Below are 16,352 nucleotides of genomic sequence, written 5' to 3' on the forward strand. Positions count from 1 at the left end.
GCCGCGGACCGTCGAGAGGTACGGGCCGGATGCCGGCGGACTCGGGGGAACGGTGGGCTCAGGCCTCGTCGAGGGCGCTGGTCACCCGCCCCAACAGGCCCTGGAGCGTGCGCAGTTCCTCGATGGTGAGGCCGGTCGCGGCCAGCATTCGGCGCGGGACCGGCAGGGCCTGGGTGCGCAGCTCGTCGCCGGCGGGCGTGAGGTGGATGGTGACCGAGCGCTCGTCCTCGGTGCTCCGTTCGCGCCGTACCAGGCCGGCCGACTCCAACCGCTTGAGCAGCGGGGAGAGGGTGCCGGAATCCAGTCGGAGCTGCTCGCCGATGGCCTTGACCGGCTGGGGGCCGTGCTCCCACAGGACCAGCATGACCAGGTACTGGGGGTAGGTCAGGCCCAGGCCCTTGAGCGCGTCCCGGTAGACGCCACCGAAGGCGCGCGAGGCGGCGTGCAGTGCGAAGCAGAGCTGGTGGTCGAGGCGGAGCAGTTCGGCGTCGGGCACCGGAGGTCTGGTCGTAGGGGTCATGGGTCCAGGTTAGCTCGCCGAGTCATTTAATTGCGCGCAACTTAGTTGCGCACAATTTAGATGTGTGCGACTGTAGTGCCCATCGGACGGCCGGGAAGCGGCCGCCGTGCCACGAAGGGAACCGTGATGGACGCGCTGTACACCGCTGTCGCCACTGCCAACGGCCGTGAGGGACGGGCCGTCAGCTCCGACGGCCGGATCGACCTGGCCCTGGCCATGCCCCCCGAGCTGGGCGGCAACGGCGCGGGCACGAACCCGGAGCAGCTCTTCGCCGCCGGCTATGCGGCCTGCTTCGCCAGCGCGATGAGCAATGTCGGCCGCCAGATGAAGATCGACACCAAGGACGTCTCGGTCACCGCCGAGGTCTCGATCGGCAAGGACGGCACCGGCTTCGGCCTCGGCGTCGTCATGCGGGTGGAGCTGCCGGAGACCCTCGCGGGCGAGACCGGGCGGAAGCTGGTCGAGGCGACGCACGAGTTCTGCCCGTACTCCAAGGCCACCCGCGGCAACATCGACGTCGAGCTCGTCATCGAGTAGGGGTACGGCGCACCCGGTGGACCGGCCCGACGGGATCGCGGGGCCGGTCCACCGGGGGTACGGCGCGGGCGGCGGTGTGCGGCGCACGGGCGGGGCGCGGGGCCCCGGCCGCGCCGTCCGCCTCAGGCGTCGTCGGCCGCGTACACCCGGCGGCCCCCGACGAACGTCTGCAGCACACGGGTCGCGGCGATCTCGTCCTCGGGGCCGTCGAACGGGTCGCGGTCGAGGACGGCCAGGTCGGCCAGCATGCCCGGCCGGATGGTGCCGGTGTCGTCGAGGTGGTTGGCGTAGGCGCTGCCGGCCGTGTACGCGGCCAGTGCCGCACCCAGGTCGATGCGCTGTTCGGGCAGGAAGGCCGGTGCCGAGTCCGGGGCGTCCGGGGTCCGGCGGTTGACCGCGACATGCAGGGCGGCGATCGGGTCGGGGGAGCTGACCGGCCAGTCGCTGCCTGCCGCGAGAGTGGCGCCCGAGCGCAGCAGATCGCCGAACGGGTACTGCCAGGCGGCCCGTTGGGCGCCCAGGAAGGGGATCGTCAGCTCGTCCATCTGCGGTTCGTGGGCCGCCCAGAGCGCCTGGATGTTCGCGGTCGCGCCGAGCCGGCGGAAGCGCGGTACGTCGTCGGGGTGGACCACCTGGAGATGCGCGAGGTGCGGCCGGGTGTCGGTCCGGCCGTTCGTCCGCCGGGCCGCCTCGACCGCGTCCAGCGCCTCGCGTACCGCCCGATCGCCCAGGGCGTGGAAGTGCACCTGGAAGCCTTCCGCGTCCAGCCGGGTGACGTAGGTGCGCAGCTCCTCGGGGTCGATGAAGGAGATGCCGCTGTTGTCGGAGGCGCAGCCGCAGGCGGTGAGGTAGGGGGTGAGCATGGCGGCCGTGTGGTTCTCGGCGATCCCGTCCTGCATGATCTTGACGCTGGTCGCCTGGAGTCGCCCGCCCGTCAACTCCTCCCGTCGGGCGAGAAGTTCGGGGATCTGCTCCACTCCGCGGTCCCGCTCCCACCACAGCGCCCCGCGCACCCGCGCGGTGAGCTTCCCCTCGCTGCGCGCGGCCACGTAGGCGGGAGTGACATCGGACGACCCCGGAGCGCGGCCCAGCATCGCGTCCTGCCAGGCGGTCACCCCGTACCCGTGCAGCAGACGCTGCGCCCTGAGCAGGCCGGCGGTCTGCTCGGCGAGCGTCGGTGCCGGCACCAGATCGCCGACCAGCCGCATGGCTCCCTCCTGCAGCATGCCCGTAGGGCGGCCGTCGGCGTCCCGCTCGATGCGCCCGTCGGCCGGGTCCGGCGTACCGGCGGTGATCCCGGCTCGCTCCAGTGCGCAGCTGTTGGCCCAGGCGCCGTGGTGATCACGGTTGACGAGGAACACCGGGCGGTCGCGGACGAGCTCGTCCAGAAACTCCCGGGTCGGCATCCCGCCGGGGAACGCCTCCAGCGACCAACCGCCGCCCGTGATCCACGGAACCTGTGGATGTGCCGCCGCATACGCGCCGATCAGCGCGCGGTACGCGGTGGCCGTCTCCGCCGCACTCAGATCGCACAGCGCCAACTCCAGCCCGCCGCCGACCGGATGGACATGGGCGTCCTGGAAGCCGGGGATCAGCAGCTTGCCGCCCAGATCGACGACCTCCGTGCCGGGACCGATCAGCTCGCGCACCGCCGCGTCGTGCCCGACGGCGATGATCCGGTCCCCGCGGACCGCCACCGCGCTCGCCCGGGTCCGCGCGGAGTCGACGGTGTGCACGGGGCCGGAGAGGAAGACGAGGTCGGCGCGGTGGTCGCCGGGGGAGCCGGGGGAGGAGGCGTCCGGGCCGGGCTCGGGGTGCGCGGTGGTGCTGAGATCCATGAGGTTGCTGCTCCAGTGATGTGGGGTGGGTGGTGCGGTCTTCGCAGGGGCCGGGGCGGGGACCGGGCGGGCGGTGGGCTCTCCACGGGCGCTGCGGTCAGCTCTCCACGGGGCGCGGCAGCGGGGCGCCGGCGTCCCCGTCCATCGGCAGGGTGAGCGCGTCGGCGTCCGTCCCCCGCCCGGTGCGGAAGTACGGGGCGCGGCGCACCCACTTGGCCCAGGCGGCGGTGGCCAGGCCCAGCAGGAGGAACAGCGCGGGGAGCAGCAGCATGAACCAGCCGTTGTCCGGGCTGGCCTCGAAGTGGTCGCTCATGGTCGCGTAGTCCCAGACGAGGTAAGCACCGAGCCCGAAGAGGGTCAGCGCGCTCGCCGCCGGGACGACCACGTCCCGCAGCGCGCGCACCGCTCCGTCGCGCAGGCTGCTGCGGAAGCGCACCGCGCAGGCGAGCGCGGTCAGGCCGTAGTAGAGGGCCACGGTCAGGCCGATGGAGTTGACCGCGGTGAGGATCATGTCGTTGAGCTTGGGGATGCCGACCGCGAGCACGGCCAGCAGCGCCGCGAGCGCCATGATTACGAGGGTGCCCACGGCGGGCGAGCCGTAGCGCGGATGCAGGCGCTGCCACACCGGGCCCAGCGTCCGGTCGCGGGCCATCGCCAACGCGCCCCGGGCGGTGGGGATCACGCTCGACTGGAGCGAGGCGAAGGCGGAGCACATCAGGGCCGCCAGGGGCAGCGAGGCCCAGGGTTCCGGTGCCAGGGAGCTGCCGAGGAAGGTCAGTGCCTGCGGACCGTTGTGCATGAGTTCGCCCGTGCTCATCACCCGCTGGAACGCGAGCGCACCGATCAGGAACAGCCCCAGCATCGCCACCAGCGCGATCAGTCCGCCGCGGGCCGCGTCGGAGGCGTTGCGGGTCTCCTCGTTGACGCTGAACGCGGCATCCCAGCCCCAGTAGATGAACACCGCGATCACCATCCCCTGGGCCAGCGCCTGCGGTGAGCCGATGTCGAAGGGGTTGAGCCAGGACAGCGAGAACGGCTGGTCGCCGGTGTACAGGGCGTAGCCGCAGAAGGCCACCAGCACCGTGTACTCGAAGATCAGCAGCCACATCTGGAGCCGGGTCGCGGCCTGCACGCCGGTGATGGCGGTGATCGTGACGACGACCAGCGCGACCAGGCCGACGGCGGTGCTGATACCGGTCGAGGACGGATCCAGCCGGAGCCCCCACACGCTGTGCAGGCCGAGCTTGTTGAGGAACTGGAGCACGACGGAGCCGGTCACCGCCCCCGTGTACGCCATGAAGATCACGTTACCGATCAGCACCACCCACCCGGTCAGAAATCCGGGCCAGGGGCCGATGGACCGGCCCACCCAGGTGTAGCCGCTGCCGCAGTTCGGCTCGGTGCGATTGAGGCGTGCGTACGACAGGGCGATGCCGAGGATGGGGAGGAAGGCGAGCAGCAGCAGGGCGGGCGTCTGGCGCCCGGCGTACGCGGCCAGCGAGCCCATCCCGATGCCGATGCTGGTGGTGGCGGCGGTGCTCGACGCGGCGATGGCCACGCCGTCCTTCACCCCCAGTGAGCGGCGCATTCTCGGCTGGCCGGGGTCCTGCTGCACGGGGGAAGGCATGGCACTCACTCCTTGGACGGCTGCCCGGACCGGACTGGAGCCGGGCCAGGGGGAGGTGCGGGAGGCGTGGCGGGGCAGGGCGGCACGGGCCGGGCCCGGGATCGGGGCCTGGCCGCGTCGTGGAAAGAGAGGTGCGGTGCGGGGTACGGCGCCGCGGCGGTCCGTGTATGTCCGCCGATGAAACCGTCCGTTCATCCTTGTGTCAACGGTGTTGACGTAACCTGGTGATTAACTGGCCCGCACGGGGCCCGGGGGCCGGCGACGGAGCACTAGGGAGGGGACCGGCGTGACGGAGAGCGAGCGCGTGCCGGCCGAGCGCAAGCGGCGTCGGCCGACCAGTTCGGGGGTGGTCCTGTCCGCCGATCTCATCGTCGACGCCGCCCGCGAACTGATCGACGCCCAGGGCGCGCAGGCCTTCACCGTGCGCAAACTCGGTGCGGCCCTCGGCGCCGATCCCTCCGCCGTCTACCGCTACTTCCGCAACACCGAGGATCTGCTGCTGGCGCTGGCCGACCGGCTCATCGGCGAGTCCATGGTCGGTTTCGCATCCAGCGGCGACTGGGCCGCCGACCTGCGCGAACTGGGCCTGCGCGCCTACCGTTCCGCGCTGCGCCATCCGCAGATCGCGGTGTTCAGCACGGTACGGGTCACGGGCCGGCCCCATGAGCAGCGCGCGGTCGACACGGGCATCGGCCTGCTGCTCCGGGCCGGCTTCGACGAGGCCACCGCCGTCCGCCACTACCACGCGCTCGTGGACACCGCCCTCGGCCATGCGGCCCTGGACGCCGGCGTGCTGCGGCTGGCGCCCGCCCAGCGCGCGGCGGACGAGCAGGCCTGGCAGGCGCAGTACGGCAGCCTGCCCGCGGATGAGTACCCGAGCCTGCACCGCGTACGGGAGCATCTCCCGCTCATGGCGGGCTCGGCCGTCGAGCGCGCGCTCGATCTGCTCGTTGCGGCGATGCGTCGGGAGGCGGGGGAGCGGGGGGAGTGAGGGGGTGGAGGGGCCTGCGGGGCAGGCCCCTGCCGACGGGCGGGCTGCGGGAGTGGGGTGAGAGGGCGGGCCGAGCGGGTTGGCGGGGGAGCGGGCTGAGGGGGCCGAGGGGCCTCCGGGGGCGCCCCGAAGGGACTATCCGGGCATTTAGCTCTCCCGGGTGCAAACATGAGGCATGCCCTTCCAACGGCTGCCGCAGCTACAGGGACGACGGGAACTCAGCCACGTCCTGGTGCTGATCCCGATCGGGCTCATCGTGGCGGTCTGCACGATCGATGTCCTCGCGCCGCCCGACATCCACCTGGGGCCGCTGCTGGTGGCGGCCCCCACGCTCACCGCGGCCTTCGCCGGGCCCGGGCTGACGGCGGCGATCGGTGCGCTGGCGGTGGCCGCCCAGGTGTTCATCGGTACTGCGCGCCATGTGCTGTTCACCGAGAATATTGAGACCCAGATCGCCGCGCTGATCGTCGTCTCCGCACTGGTCGTGGTCTTCACCGTCGCCCGGGACCGCGGCGAGCGTCGCCTCAGGCAAAGCCGCTCGGTGGCCGCCGTCGCCCAGCAGGTTCTGCTCAGACCGCTGCCCGCCCGTAGTGGCCCCCTGGAGATCGCCTCCTTCTACCTGGCGGCCGAGGAGGAGGCGGAGATGGGCGGCGATCTGTTCGCGGCGGCGCGCACCACCACCAGTACGCGGTTGATCATCGGCGACGTCCGGGGCAAGGGGCCGCCCGCCTACAGCCACGCGGCCCTCCTCCTCGGTGCCTTCCGGGCCGCCGCCCACCGTCAGGCCACCCTGCCCAGGCTGGCCATTCACCTCGACGGCGCCGTGCGCTGGGACAGCAGCCAGTGGGCCGACGCGCCGGATGGCGCGCCGGCGACCGGTGAGGCAGGCGACGCGCACGCTCGCTCCGTCCCCGCCGCCGTGGACCCCCCTCCCGAGCCCGCCGGCGGATCGGCCCTCGACACCGATGAGACCTTCGCGACCGTTCTGCTGCTGGACGCCCCCGACCACTGGCCCGTGCTGCGCACCATCAATTGCGGCCACCCGCCCGCGCTGCTGCTGCGCGACGGACGGGCCCACACCCTGCACTCGGAGCGGACCGCGCTGCCGATCGGACTCGGCGGCCTGGCCGGCGCCCCCGGCTACGAAGTCGAGACGTTCCCCTTCGAGGCCGGTGATGTGCTGCTGCTCTACACGGACGGGGTGACCGAGGCCCGCGACGGCAGGGGGGAGTTCTACCCGCTGGCCGAGCGCGCGGGCGCCTGGAGCGGCCGCAGCCCGCGGCAGGTCCTGCGGCTACTGCGCGCGGATCTGCTGGCGCACACCAACGGCCGGCTGGGCGACGATGCCGCCGCGGTCGCGGTGCGGCGCCTGTCCGCCGGGTCGCCGCCCGCCGGGTCGCTGCGCGCCGGGCGGCCGGACGGGCACTGAGGCGACTCTGCAGCCCGCCGGTCGCATCGCTCTGCGTGCCACTTTCTACACACTGCGCCACCGACCATTCCGCATTCCGGACGATTCCAGGGTGCGCTCCGACTGACGCTTCCTCAGTGCCGCCCCGCTTGATAAACACGTCCGAATCACCCGCAAGTGGCATGGGACGCGCACCATGATCGACCGCAACACCTCGGACCACCAGATAGTCGAGTTCGACCTCACCGCACACGAGGCCCGGCGGCGCACCGAAGTCGTCGCGGCGCTGGGTGACACCTGGGACCCCCTCGCGGTGATGGAGGGCGAGGCCGACGCCTACCGGCTCCTCTACTCGGACCTGGACGCGGAGCAGCAGGCCACCTACGACATGCTGGTCTCCGCGGGAGTGCTACCGGCCCCCGGACGGGCCTGAGCATGCTGCCACTCGACCCCACCGCTGATATCGGCCGCCGGGCCTGGGTGCCGTGCCCCGGCTGCCAGGACCACCAGGACTGCGGCACCTGCCTCGACGGCCGCACCTGTGGCGACCACTGGCGCTACCTCCTGTCGAACAAGGGCAGTGTGCTGCATCTGCAGTGCCCCAACTGCACCCACCTGTGGGCCTGGCAGTCCGGATTCGGAGCGGGCGGCCGCACCGACGGCTGACGACGGAACGCCACCGGCCGCCGCCCCCCCCACCGGCGCTGAGCTTCCACCGGCCGGCGGGCCTTCACCGGCGCTGAGCTTCCACTGGCCAGCGGGCCTTCACCTGCCGCCGGGCCCCCACCGGCCGCTGGGCCTCCACCGGCCGCCGGGCCTCGCCGGGCTTCGCCCCTCCACCGGCCGACCACGGCCTGCGGCCGACCACGGCCTGTTGCGCAGGGCCACCCCTACCCGTGCGCGCTCCCGTGGATCACGACCTACGCCGGCCCTCCCAGCGCTTCCTTATACGCCACCTCGAATGCCGTGTCGGCCGGCACGTCACGATCCGGCTGCACACCGACGCCCTCCCAGTTGGTGCCCGTGACGGCATTGGTGGTCCGGGCCGTGGGCACGGTGACCGTGATGTGCTCCGTCACCGGATACCGCTCGGTGGGGTGCGCCCCGCCGCGGGTCGTCTCCCCGATCACCTCCGCGCGCTCGTACGCCTGCAGGGTGTACGCCACGTCCTCCCCGCCCGAGAAGGTGGTCGTGCTGGTGAGGACGTACACCGGACGGTAGAGATAGCGCGGCGCGGGCAGGTGCGAGAGGGTCCAGTACTGCCGGGTGGAGTCGGTGGAGCGCTCGTAGAAGTCATTGAGGTGCACCTGATCGTCGGGGAAGAAATAGCTGCACCACATCGCGGCACCCGCGGGCGAGCCGCCCCGGCACTCCCGCAGATCGAGAAGGAGGGCCCGGGTGTGCGCGACCAGCTCCATGGCCGCACCGATCGCGCGGGCACCTTCCCCGGCGTCGGCCATCCACCGGACGTCCAGATAGCCGATATTGCCGTCGAGCTGCTCGCAGCGGCGGATGCCATGGTTCTCGGCCCGCATCAGCGCAAGGAAGGCCGCCCGGCCCGCGTCCTCCTGGGCGGACTCGGTGACCCGGGGCTCGTCCTGCCACAGCAGCCTGAGGTGCTTGTCCGGGCAGACCTCCTGCAGATGCGCGGTCACCGCCGCGCAGAACGCGGCACCGCTCAGCCCGTCATACGCACCGGACGCCAGCCGGGCGCGGATCGCCTGGTCGATCTCCACGGCGCGCTGGGGAAAGACATAGCCCGTCACTATCCGGTCCAGGGCGAGATCGATGATCTGTGCGTGGGTGGTCATGCTGCTGATCCTCTCTACGGGGCGGGTGCGTCATCCCGCCCGGCCGCCACTCCCGGGCCGGGCTCGTCCGACGGGGGTGGCACGGGCGGCGCATGCGGTGCGTCGGACCTCCGGCAGCGGTAGCGTGCCGGGCATGGAGCTGCACGCACGATCGCTTTGGCTGCTGACCGAGCCGCTGCATGCGGTCTGCTACTTCGACGACCACTGCCGCGACATGGGCAAGGACCTGGGCCTCAAGGGCTTCTGGATGGGGTATTTCGCGGCACGCACGGCACCCATGGGAGCCCTGGAACCCGCCGCGGCCACCGCCGTCCTCGGGGTGTTCGCGCCGGGGATGGTCGCCCGGGCGCTGCCCGCGGCCTGGAGCGTCGTCAGCCCGGCTCATGTCCTCGACGAGCGCGGCAGCCGTGCGGCCCGGGCGTTGCGCGGGATCGACCCCGAACTGGAGCAGCGCGCCGCCGAGCTGCTGCCCCCGCTCCAGACGATCGTCGACGAGGCGCCGGGCACCGCACGTCCGCTGTTCGCCGCCAACCGCGCGCTGTGCGACCACGCCGATCCCGTCGAGCGCCTGTGGCAACTGGTCACCGCCGTAAGAGAGTTCAGAGGCGATGCGCACCTTGCCGTACTCGCCGACGAGGGACTCGACGGATGCGAGGCCCTGGTCCTGGCCGCGGCGGCCGGTCGGGTCCCCGGGGACACCATGCGGCAGGACCGCGGCTGGAGCGAGGAGGAGTGGGCCGCCGCCGCGGACCGGCTGCGGGCCCGTGATCTCGTGGACGCCCGCGGCGACGCGACCGAACACGGCAGGACGGAACGGGAGCGCATCGAGGCAGCCACCGACCGGCTGGCCGGCCGGCTGCTGCACTCGCTGCCTGAGGCGCAGACCGAGGCGATGCTGCACTCGCTGGAACCCGTGGTCCGCCGCATCCTCGCCGCGGAGGTGCTCCCCTTCCCCAACCCGATCGGCCTGCCGCACCTCGATGAGCCCATGCCGCACTGAGGCGTCCGTCAGGAGGAGTGCGGCAGTATGCCGCCCTCCTTCAGCTTCTGCTCCAGATCCACCGTGTCCGAAGCCGGCGGCGCCTGGACCGTGACCGGCTTGTTGACGTCGGAGAACCGTATGGTCAGGTCCAGCGGGCCCTGGGCCGTCTGCGCACGCTCCCGGAACTTCACGGTCCGGTCATCGGGACCGATCCACATGTCGAGGTGCAGCTTCCGCACCCCGAGCTGCCTGTACTGCTCCACCACCTTCTTGCGGCGCGCGGCGTCCAACCCGCTCTTGGGCGCCCGCTTCGTGAGCAGATCCGCCACCTCCACCGCGCCCGCATAGTGCGTCGTCCGCACGCCGTCGACGGTCTCCTCGCCGACCTTCTCGACGTCATCGGACTGCGGAAGCAACGACGCCTGCGCCGCCGGGTCCTGGTCGGCCTGCCGCTGCATCCCCCCGAAGCCGCCGGCCCCCTTGCCCTTCATGGCGAACCTGATCCAGTGCTTGCCGTCCATCTCGGCGGCCGCGGCCGAGCCCCCGCCGAGATAGACCGAGTCCCCGACGAGCCGCACCGAGAACTCGTGCTCCTGCTTGCCCTTGGATGCCTGCATCCGCATATCGACGGCCCGAGGGCGGAGGCTGAACGACACCTTGCCCTCGACGGTCCCCTGGCCCGGGATGCTGCCGGAGAGGCGGTACGACGCGGAGTTGAGCTTGGCGCCCTTGTTGACGGCCTTCTGCACCGCGGCGACCGGTGTGGCGTGGAAGCCCTCCGGTGCCGAGCGCTGCGCGGACGGCCCTGGGGACGCCGAGCATGCCGCCGTGCTGCACAGCACGGCGCCGGTCAGCAACGCCCCCACGACGCGGAACGAACTACGGGAAATACGAGTCATGGTCCCCCCATGAACACACGGACATATGGAAATGCGACTGATCGAGACAGTAACGCACGGCACTGACAATCCACCTGGCGTCTGAAGCGCAACCGCGTGGCCAGGGCATATGAGATCAGGAGAGGCGGGGAGCGGCCCGGAGCCGCGCGCCCGAGGTGATTTTCATCTGGTGGTTCGATGGGTGCTTTGGGGTGTTTTATTTAGCTACATCGGGACACCAGCGCGCGCGAGGCGTTGAATGAGTATGGATCCTAGAGAGTTGTGGGACCGCAACGCCGTACTGGCAGAGGCGTTTTGTCTGGGCGACGAGCGTGTGCGTGAGGCGCAGGCCAGACTTGACGAGGCGCAGGCCGACCGGTCACGGGTGCTGGCGGCGTTTGCCGTGACGGTGGGCAGTGCCGGCGCGGTGGCCGGTCTGTTCGGTTTGAACGAGCGGGAAGTGCGCGTCGCCCGGCGTACGGTGGGCAAGGACGACGCCCGCGCCGTCGCCGAAGAACTGCTGGCGGCCGCGACCCCTGCCGCAGCACCGCGGGAGTCCGAGGAGACCCCGCCGGCGCCCGAGGCAGCCGCGGAATATCCCCACCAGAACTCCTCTGCCGGAACGCGCCCCACCGGTCCGGCCCGCGACAGCGGCGGCCCGGGGGCAGCGGAACAGAGCTGGTCGCCGGCGATGGATGCGGTGCTCATCGGCAGTTGGCAGACCGGGGTGGATTTGCGTGAACTCGCCGCCGAATTCGGGCTCGATCTCACCCGCCTGGTGACCCGGGCCCAACAGCTCTCCGCCCAGGGGCGGTTTTATCCGGGGCCGGTCGAGACCCATGCGGGACGCCATCGGCGCGGCCCCGGCGAGGTCCATGAAACCGAATACACCATTCCCGCACAGCAGACGGCCGCCTGGAATTCCGCGCACTCGGCGCACCCGATGGCATCCGCCTGGCACACGGGCACGATGCCGACCGCGGAGTCCGTCCCGGACAACATGGCCGCCCTCGCCTCCGAATGGGACAACACCCTCGCCCCATGGGGAACCCTCGCGCCCTCGCACGAGGATTCCGTGGCGTCCCATCAGCCCTGGGCCCAATACCACCTCAGTTCCTGACCGCCCGATGATGTGCGATACGTACGTACGCCGCCTCGCAGGCCGTCACCGGCCGTGCCCGGGGCGGCGGGTCCTCGCCCGGTTCCCCGTGGGAGAAGGGAGTGGTCCGGAGCCATGGCGACGGACGAGGCGCGGGCGGGGGCGCTGGAGGGGAAGGTGGCGCTCCTGGCCAACGCCCGTGTCCAGGGCATCAGGTAGCTCGGGAACGCGAGGGCCTCACCCCGCCGTTTCCCCCGCATGCGGCGTCAGCACTCCGGCTGCGACCAGGGCGAACAGGGCTATGCCCAGCAGGATGCGGTAGACCACGAACGGCATGAAGCTCTTGTGGGAGATGAACTTCATGAACCAGGCGATCACGGCGTAGCCGACGACGAAGGCGATGACCGTGGCGAAGAGGGTGGGGCCCCAGGCGACATGCCCCTCGCCGGCGTCCTTGAGCTCGAAGACGCCGGAGGCCAGTACGGCCGGAATGGCGAGGAGGAAGGAGTAACGGGCCGCGGATTCGCGGGTGTAGCCCATCAGCAGGCCGCCGCTGATCGTCGCGCCGGAGCGGGAGACGCCGGGGACGAGAGCCATGGCCTGGCAGGCGCCGTACAGCAGACCGTCCTTGACGCTGAGGTCGGTGAGGGTCTTGCGCTGCTTGGCGGCGCGGTGCCGGCCGCCGGTCTCGTCGCGGGCGGCCAGCCGGTCGGCGATGCCCAGGACCACGCCCATCACGATGAGGGTGGTGGCGATCAGCCGCAGATCGCGGAACGGGCCCTCGACGGCGTCCTTGAGCGTGATGCCCAGGACGCCGATCGGTATGGAGCCGACGATGACCAGCCAGCCCATCTGCGCGTCGTGCTCGTGCCGCAGCTCGCGCTGGAAAAGGGAGCGGGCCCAGGTCGAGATGATCCGCCCGATGTCCTTGCGGAAGTAGATGATGACGGCCGCTTCGGTGCCGATCTGGGTGATGGCGGTGAACGCCGCGCCGGGGTCGTGCCAGCCGGCGAACGCCGCGGTCAGCCGGAGATGGGCGCTGGACGAGATGGGAAGAAACTCGGTCAACCCTTGGACGAGTCCGAGCACGAATGATTCAAACCAAGTCATGGAAAATACGCTATCCAAGGGTGATCAGGCGCTGACCTGCGCCAGATGTGAAAAAGCGGGCAATGGCGGCGGATGTGGATCATCGCCGATCGGGGGCAGCGTAACGTCCGAAGATGTCCGGATGGCCAAAGGGTCCTGGACCTGGCACACCTGCCGGATGGCGGCTCGCGCGGCTTGCGCCCGCGGCCCGGTCCGCGGTCCGCGGTCAGCTTCCGCGCAGCGCCTTGCGTTTGCACCACGCCACCGCCAGCGCCCCCAGGGCGGTGACGGCGAGGAAGCCCATGGCGAGCAGGAACGCCGGTGAGGTGGGCGTCGAGGCGCGTGCGCCGGCGAGGGCGTAGGCCGCGGTGTTCGGGATGCTGCCGAGAGCCGTCGCGAGGAGGTACGGGGACCAGCCCGTACGGGAGACCGCGGCGCAGTAGTTGGTGGCCGAGAACGGCAGGCCGGGGAACAGCCGGATCGCCAGCATCGAGGGGAAGCCGTGCTCGCTCAACTGCCGGTCGGCGGACGTCAGCCAGCGGTTGCGCAACAACGGGCGCAGGGCGTCCTGCCCGAGCAGCCGGCCGAGCCCGAAGGACAGGCCGGCACCCAGCACCGTACCGACGAGCGCGGCTGCAAGGCCGGCCCGGCAGCCGAAGAGGGCACCGGCCGCGATGTTGAGTACCGGGCGCGGGACGAATGCGGCGGTGCACACGCCGTATGCCAGCGCGAAGTCCACCAGGGCGGTCGGGCCGGACAGCTGCGCGGCCCAGTCGCCGGTCAGCAGCTGCTGCGGCCGCCAGAGCAGCATGGCGGCCGCGGCCCCCGCCAGCAGGGCGAGCAGCAAGCCCAGCCGGGACCAGGGGGAGAGCAGCACACGCGTGCAGCGCGCGGCGAGGCCGTCGGGCGTGGCGGCGGGTGGGAGCACCACGGGAGCGTAACCGACCGGGTGCGGGGGAGCGGGCATCCCGCCCCGTGGCCTGCGCGTTTCGGGACCGGACGGAGATCGGCTCGGGCTGTCCTGTCGTCCCGATCCCGGCCGTGGCACCGACGGATAACGGCTGTCCTGTCGTCCCGATCCCGGCCGTGGCTCCGACGGTTAATTCGTTCGACGCCGGTGCGGGCGCCCGGCACCATAGGACGCATGATCCGGCACGCCTTCCTCCTGCTCCCGTCCGCAGTCGCGGACGAGCCGAAGGCTGCCCTCGCACTCCTCGCGGCCGTCGCCGCAGCGGATGATGCCGCCGCCGCCGCCGTCGCAGCGGCCGTGGCGGCCGACGGCGCACGAAGCTGACCCTCTCCGGATCGTCCGGCGGACCCCGCAGGGGGAGGGTCGGCCGGCCTCAGGGGTCCCCACGGCGCCAAGTCGCCGTCCTCACCGCATTGTTGCGAGGAAGAACACCATGCCCAAGACGGCATACGTGCGCACCAAGCCGCACCTGAACATCGGCACCATGGGCCATGTCGACCACGGCAAGACCACGCTGACCGCGGCCATCACCAAGGTCCTCAGCGACCGGGGGAGCGGCACGTTCGTACCGTTCAACCGCATCGACCGGGCCCCGGAGGAGGCCGCCCGCGGTATCACCATCAACATCTCGCACGTCGAGTACGAGACCGGCACCCGGCACTACGCCCATGTCGACATGCCCGGGCACGCCGACTTCATCAAGAACATGGTCACCGGCGCGGCGCAGCTCGACGGGGCGATCCTCGTCGTCTCCGCGCTCGACGGGATCATGCCGCAGACCGCCGAACATGTGCTGCTCGCCAAGCAAGTGGGCGTCCGGCACCTCGTCGTGGCCCTCAACAAGGCCGACGCCGGGGACCCGGAGCTCACCGACCTGGTGGAACTGGAGGTGCGCGAACTGCTGAGCGCGCACGGCTACGACGGGGAGCACGTACCCGTCGTACGGGTCTCGGGGCTGCGTGCCCTGGAGGGCGACCCGCGCTGGACGGCGGCGATCGATGCGCTGCTGGACGCCGTGGACGCCTGTGTCCCGATGCCCGAGCGGTATGTGGACGCGCCGTTCCTGCTGCCGGTGGAGAACGTCCTGTCCATCACCGGACGCGGCACGGTCGTCACCGGAGCCGTCGAGCGCGGCACGGTGCGGGTCGGCGACCGGGTGGCGGTGCTCGGCGCGGGGACGGAGACGACCGTCACCGGGCTGGAGACGTTCGGCAAGCCCATGGCGTCCGCCGAGGCCGGGGACAACGTCGCCCTGCTGCTGCGCGGACTCCACCGCGACCAGGTGCGCCGCGGGCACGTGGTCGCCGCGCCCGGCAGCGTCACCCCGCGGCGCCGTTTCACCGCCGACCTCTATGTGCTCTCCACCGAGGAGGGCGGCCGCCGTACGCCGCTGTCCACCGGCTACCGGCCGCAGTTCTACCTCCGCACCGCGGACGTGGTCGGCGACCTCGACCTCGGCGAGGGGGGCATCGCCCGCCCCGGTGAGACGGTGACGGTCTCGGTCGAACTGGGCCGTGAGGTGCCGCTGGAGACGGGCCTGGGCTTCGCCGTCCGGGAGGGCGGACGGACCATCGGCGCGGGGACGGTGCGCACCGTCGAGGAGTGAGGCAGCGCAGGTCAGCGGCTGTGTCCGGCACCGTCACGGGTGCCGGACACAGCCGCCCCTGTCCCGGGGGCACGCGGAGTGCGACACTGCACGCCCGAAGGAACGGCTGCGCACACGGATGACGAGGGTGACCTGATGGCGGGAACGGCGCTGGTCCTGGGCGGTGGAGGGCTCACCGGAATCGGCTGGGAGATCGGTGTGCTGGCCGGTCTCGCCGATGCGGGCATCGGTCTCGCCGACGCCGACGTCGTCATCGGCACCTCCGCCGGATCGATCGTCGGCGCCCATCTCACCTCCCGGCAGCTCCCCCTGGAGGAGATGTACGCGCGCCAGCTCGTCGTGCCCCAGTCCCGCTCGGCGGAGCGGATGGGCCCGGCCGCGCTCGCCCGGTTCGCGACCATCGCGCTGCGCTCCCGGGACACCGCGTCCTTCGGCGTACGGATGGGGAAGCTGGCTCTCGCGGCCCGTACCGTCCCCGAGGAGGCCCAGCGCACGGTGATCGCCCGGACGCTGGACCTGGCCGACTGGCCGGCCCGCCGGCTGATGATCACGGCGGTGAACGCGGCCACGGGGGAGCGGGCCGCCTTCGACCACACCAGCGGTGTGCGGCTGCTCGACGCGGTGGGGGCGAGCTGCGCGGTCCCCGGTGTCTATCCGCCGGTCACCATCGACGGCACGCGCTGGATCGACGGCGGGGTGCACTCCAGCGCCAACGCGGATCTGGCCGCCGGCTGTGACCGGGTGGTGGTCGTCGCGCCGATGGCGGCCTCCGGCGGGCCGATCGCCGGACCGCGGGCGCAGGGCGCGCAACTGGCGCGCGACGGTGCCCGGGTGTGCGTGATCACTCCTGACCGCGCGGCCAGGTCGGCGTTCGGCCGCAATGTCCTGGACCCCACCAGGCGCGCGGATGCGGCCCGCGCCGGGCGCCGGCAGGCCGTCTCCCATGTGGCGGAGATCCGGCAGGTCTGGCCGGACTGACCGCCCGGCCGGAGCGCC

Annotated in this window: 17 protein-coding genes; 10 read left to right on the forward strand and 7 right to left on the reverse strand. The window is 71.9% G+C overall.

The features are described from left to right. Positions 1-58: 58 nt before the first annotated feature. Positions 59-520: a MarR family winged helix-turn-helix transcriptional regulator gene (locus BKA18_RS33420; RefSeq protein ID WP_366047224.1), complete on the reverse strand. Its 462-nt coding sequence runs from the start codon at positions 518-520 to the stop codon at positions 59-61. A 126-nt stretch (positions 521-646) separates the two neighbouring features. Here BKA18_RS33420 and BKA18_RS33425 point away from each other — a divergent pair, with 126 nt between their 5' ends. Continuing rightward, complete coding sequence (locus tag BKA18_RS33425) at positions 647-1,057, forward strand: organic hydroperoxide resistance protein (RefSeq protein ID WP_006601682.1); 411 nt, start codon at positions 647-649, stop codon at positions 1,055-1,057. A 122-nt stretch (positions 1,058-1,179) separates the two neighbouring features. Here BKA18_RS33425 and BKA18_RS33430 read toward each other — a convergent pair whose 3' ends face one another. After that, a complete protein-coding gene (locus BKA18_RS33430) occupies positions 1,180-2,895 on the reverse strand; it encodes an amidohydrolase (RefSeq protein ID WP_366047225.1) in 1,716 nt (571 codons plus the stop codon). A 97-nt stretch (positions 2,896-2,992) separates the two neighbouring features. Then, a complete protein-coding gene (locus tag BKA18_RS33435; RefSeq protein ID WP_366047226.1) occupies positions 2,993-4,522 on the reverse strand; it encodes an APC family permease in 1,530 nt (509 codons plus the stop codon). Between the two features lie 286 nt (positions 4,523-4,808). On the opposite strand from BKA18_RS33435, the gene BKA18_RS33440 reads away from it, so the two are divergent. The 4 genes from BKA18_RS33440 to BKA18_RS33455 all read left to right on the forward strand — a co-directional run bounded on the left by BKA18_RS33440 (position 4,809) and on the right by BKA18_RS33455 (position 7,587). After that, on the forward strand, positions 4,809-5,513 hold the full coding sequence (locus BKA18_RS33440; protein WP_366047227.1) for a TetR/AcrR family transcriptional regulator: 705 nt from the start codon (positions 4,809-4,811) through the stop codon (positions 5,511-5,513). Positions 5,514-5,688: 175 nt separating this feature from the next. After that, entirely contained in the window at positions 5,689-6,942 is a 1,254-nt protein-coding gene (locus tag BKA18_RS33445) for a PP2C family protein-serine/threonine phosphatase (RefSeq protein ID WP_366047228.1), read from the forward strand. 175 nt (positions 6,943-7,117) lie between these two features. Then, the gene (locus BKA18_RS33450; protein WP_173909705.1) at positions 7,118-7,354 is read left to right on the forward strand and encodes a DUF6400 family protein; all 237 of its coding nucleotides are present in this window, start codon (positions 7,118-7,120) and stop codon (positions 7,352-7,354) included. A gap of 2 nt (positions 7,355-7,356) precedes the next feature. Then, positions 7,357-7,587 carry a hypothetical protein gene (locus tag BKA18_RS33455; RefSeq protein ID WP_006601676.1) on the forward strand — a complete coding sequence of 77 codons (231 nt, stop codon included), beginning with the start codon at positions 7,357-7,359 and terminating at the stop codon, positions 7,585-7,587. 254 nt (positions 7,588-7,841) lie between these two features. On the opposite strand, the gene BKA18_RS33460 is transcribed toward BKA18_RS33455, so the two are convergent. Then, on the reverse strand, positions 7,842-8,732 hold the full coding sequence (locus BKA18_RS33460; protein ID WP_366047229.1) for a S41 family peptidase: 891 nt from the start codon (positions 8,730-8,732) through the stop codon (positions 7,842-7,844). Positions 8,733-8,865: 133 nt separating this feature from the next. On the opposite strand from BKA18_RS33460, the gene BKA18_RS33465 reads away from it, so the two are divergent. Next, positions 8,866-9,732 carry an SCO6745 family protein gene (locus BKA18_RS33465; protein WP_366047230.1) on the forward strand — a complete coding sequence of 289 codons (867 nt, stop codon included), beginning with the start codon at positions 8,866-8,868 and terminating at the stop codon, positions 9,730-9,732. Positions 9,733-9,740: 8 nt separating this feature from the next. Here the strand turns inward: BKA18_RS33465 and BKA18_RS33470 are convergent, their stop codons facing one another. Then, the gene (locus tag BKA18_RS33470; RefSeq protein ID WP_366047231.1) at positions 9,741-10,613 is read right to left on the reverse strand and encodes an SCO4651 family lipoprotein; all 873 of its coding nucleotides are present in this window, start codon (positions 10,611-10,613) and stop codon (positions 9,741-9,743) included. Positions 10,614-10,851: 238 nt separating this feature from the next. Between BKA18_RS33470 and BKA18_RS33475 the strand changes: the two genes are divergently transcribed. Then, the gene (locus tag BKA18_RS33475; protein ID WP_366047232.1) at positions 10,852-11,712 is read left to right on the forward strand and encodes a hypothetical protein; all 861 of its coding nucleotides are present in this window, start codon (positions 10,852-10,854) and stop codon (positions 11,710-11,712) included. Positions 11,713-11,928: 216 nt separating this feature from the next. On the opposite strand, the gene BKA18_RS33480 is transcribed toward BKA18_RS33475, so the two are convergent. Next, positions 11,929-12,801: an undecaprenyl-diphosphate phosphatase gene (locus BKA18_RS33480; RefSeq protein WP_366047233.1), complete on the reverse strand. Its 873-nt coding sequence runs from the start codon at positions 12,799-12,801 to the stop codon at positions 11,929-11,931. Positions 12,802-13,006: 205 nt separating this feature from the next. Then, positions 13,007-13,747 carry a TVP38/TMEM64 family protein gene (locus tag BKA18_RS33485; RefSeq protein WP_366047234.1) on the reverse strand — a complete coding sequence of 247 codons (741 nt, stop codon included), beginning with the start codon at positions 13,745-13,747 and terminating at the stop codon, positions 13,007-13,009. Between the two features lie 177 nt (positions 13,748-13,924). Here BKA18_RS33485 and BKA18_RS33490 point away from each other — a divergent pair, with 177 nt between their 5' ends. From BKA18_RS33490 to BKA18_RS33500, 3 genes are all read left to right on the forward strand, one after another. Then, the gene (locus BKA18_RS33490) at positions 13,925-14,074 is read left to right on the forward strand and encodes a hypothetical protein (RefSeq protein ID WP_366047235.1); all 150 of its coding nucleotides are present in this window, start codon (positions 13,925-13,927) and stop codon (positions 14,072-14,074) included. A gap of 109 nt (positions 14,075-14,183) precedes the next feature. After that, entirely contained in the window at positions 14,184-15,356 is a 1,173-nt protein-coding gene (tuf, locus tag BKA18_RS33495) for an elongation factor Tu (protein WP_366047236.1), read from the forward strand. A 135-nt stretch (positions 15,357-15,491) separates the two neighbouring features. Next, entirely contained in the window at positions 15,492-16,334 is an 843-nt protein-coding gene (locus BKA18_RS33500; protein WP_366047237.1) for a patatin-like phospholipase family protein, read from the forward strand. Positions 16,335-16,352 lie beyond the last annotated feature (18 nt).

The organism is Streptomyces auratus, assembly GCF_050433025.1.
GTDB lineage: Bacteria > Actinomycetota > Actinomycetes > Streptomycetales > Streptomycetaceae > Streptomyces > Streptomyces sioyaensis.

Bases quoted from the DNA above. Each gene is read 5' to 3' on its own strand.
- BKA18_RS33480 (WP_366047233.1), bottom strand. From the start codon at position 12,801: ATGACTTGGTTTGAATCATTCGTGCTCGGACTCGTCCAAGGGTTGACC.
- BKA18_RS33455 (WP_006601676.1), top strand. From the start codon at position 7,357: ATGCTGCCACTCGACCCCACCGCTGATATCGGCCGCCGGGCCTGGGTG.
- BKA18_RS33490 (WP_366047235.1), top strand. From the start codon at position 13,925: ATGATCCGGCACGCCTTCCTCCTGCTCCCGTCCGCAGTCGCGGACGAG.
- BKA18_RS33420 (WP_366047224.1), bottom strand. From the start codon at position 520: ATGACCCCTACGACCAGACCTCCGGTGCCCGACGCCGAACTGCTCCGC.
- BKA18_RS33450 (WP_173909705.1), top strand. From the start codon at position 7,118: ATGATCGACCGCAACACCTCGGACCACCAGATAGTCGAGTTCGACCTC.
- BKA18_RS33465 (WP_366047230.1), top strand. From the start codon at position 8,866: ATGGAGCTGCACGCACGATCGCTTTGGCTGCTGACCGAGCCGCTGCAT.
- BKA18_RS33460 (WP_366047229.1), bottom strand. From the start codon at position 8,732: ATGACCACCCACGCACAGATCATCGATCTCGCCCTGGACCGGATAGTG.
- BKA18_RS33445 (WP_366047228.1), top strand. From the start codon at position 5,689: ATGCCCTTCCAACGGCTGCCGCAGCTACAGGGACGACGGGAACTCAGC.
- tuf (WP_366047236.1), top strand. From the start codon at position 14,184: ATGCCCAAGACGGCATACGTGCGCACCAAGCCGCACCTGAACATCGGC.
- BKA18_RS33500 (WP_366047237.1), top strand. From the start codon at position 15,492: ATGGCGGGAACGGCGCTGGTCCTGGGCGGTGGAGGGCTCACCGGAATC.
- BKA18_RS33430 (WP_366047225.1), bottom strand. From the start codon at position 2,895: ATGGATCTCAGCACCACCGCGCACCCCGAGCCCGGCCCGGACGCCTCC.
- BKA18_RS33485 (WP_366047234.1), bottom strand. From the start codon at position 13,747: ATGCCCGCTCCCCCGCACCCGGTCGGTTACGCTCCCGTGGTGCTCCCA.
- BKA18_RS33435 (WP_366047226.1), bottom strand. From the start codon at position 4,522: ATGCCTTCCCCCGTGCAGCAGGACCCCGGCCAGCCGAGAATGCGCCGC.
- BKA18_RS33470 (WP_366047231.1), bottom strand. From the start codon at position 10,613: ATGACTCGTATTTCCCGTAGTTCGTTCCGCGTCGTGGGGGCGTTGCTG.
- BKA18_RS33475 (WP_366047232.1), top strand. From the start codon at position 10,852: ATGAGTATGGATCCTAGAGAGTTGTGGGACCGCAACGCCGTACTGGCA.
- BKA18_RS33425 (WP_006601682.1), top strand. From the start codon at position 647: ATGGACGCGCTGTACACCGCTGTCGCCACTGCCAACGGCCGTGAGGGA.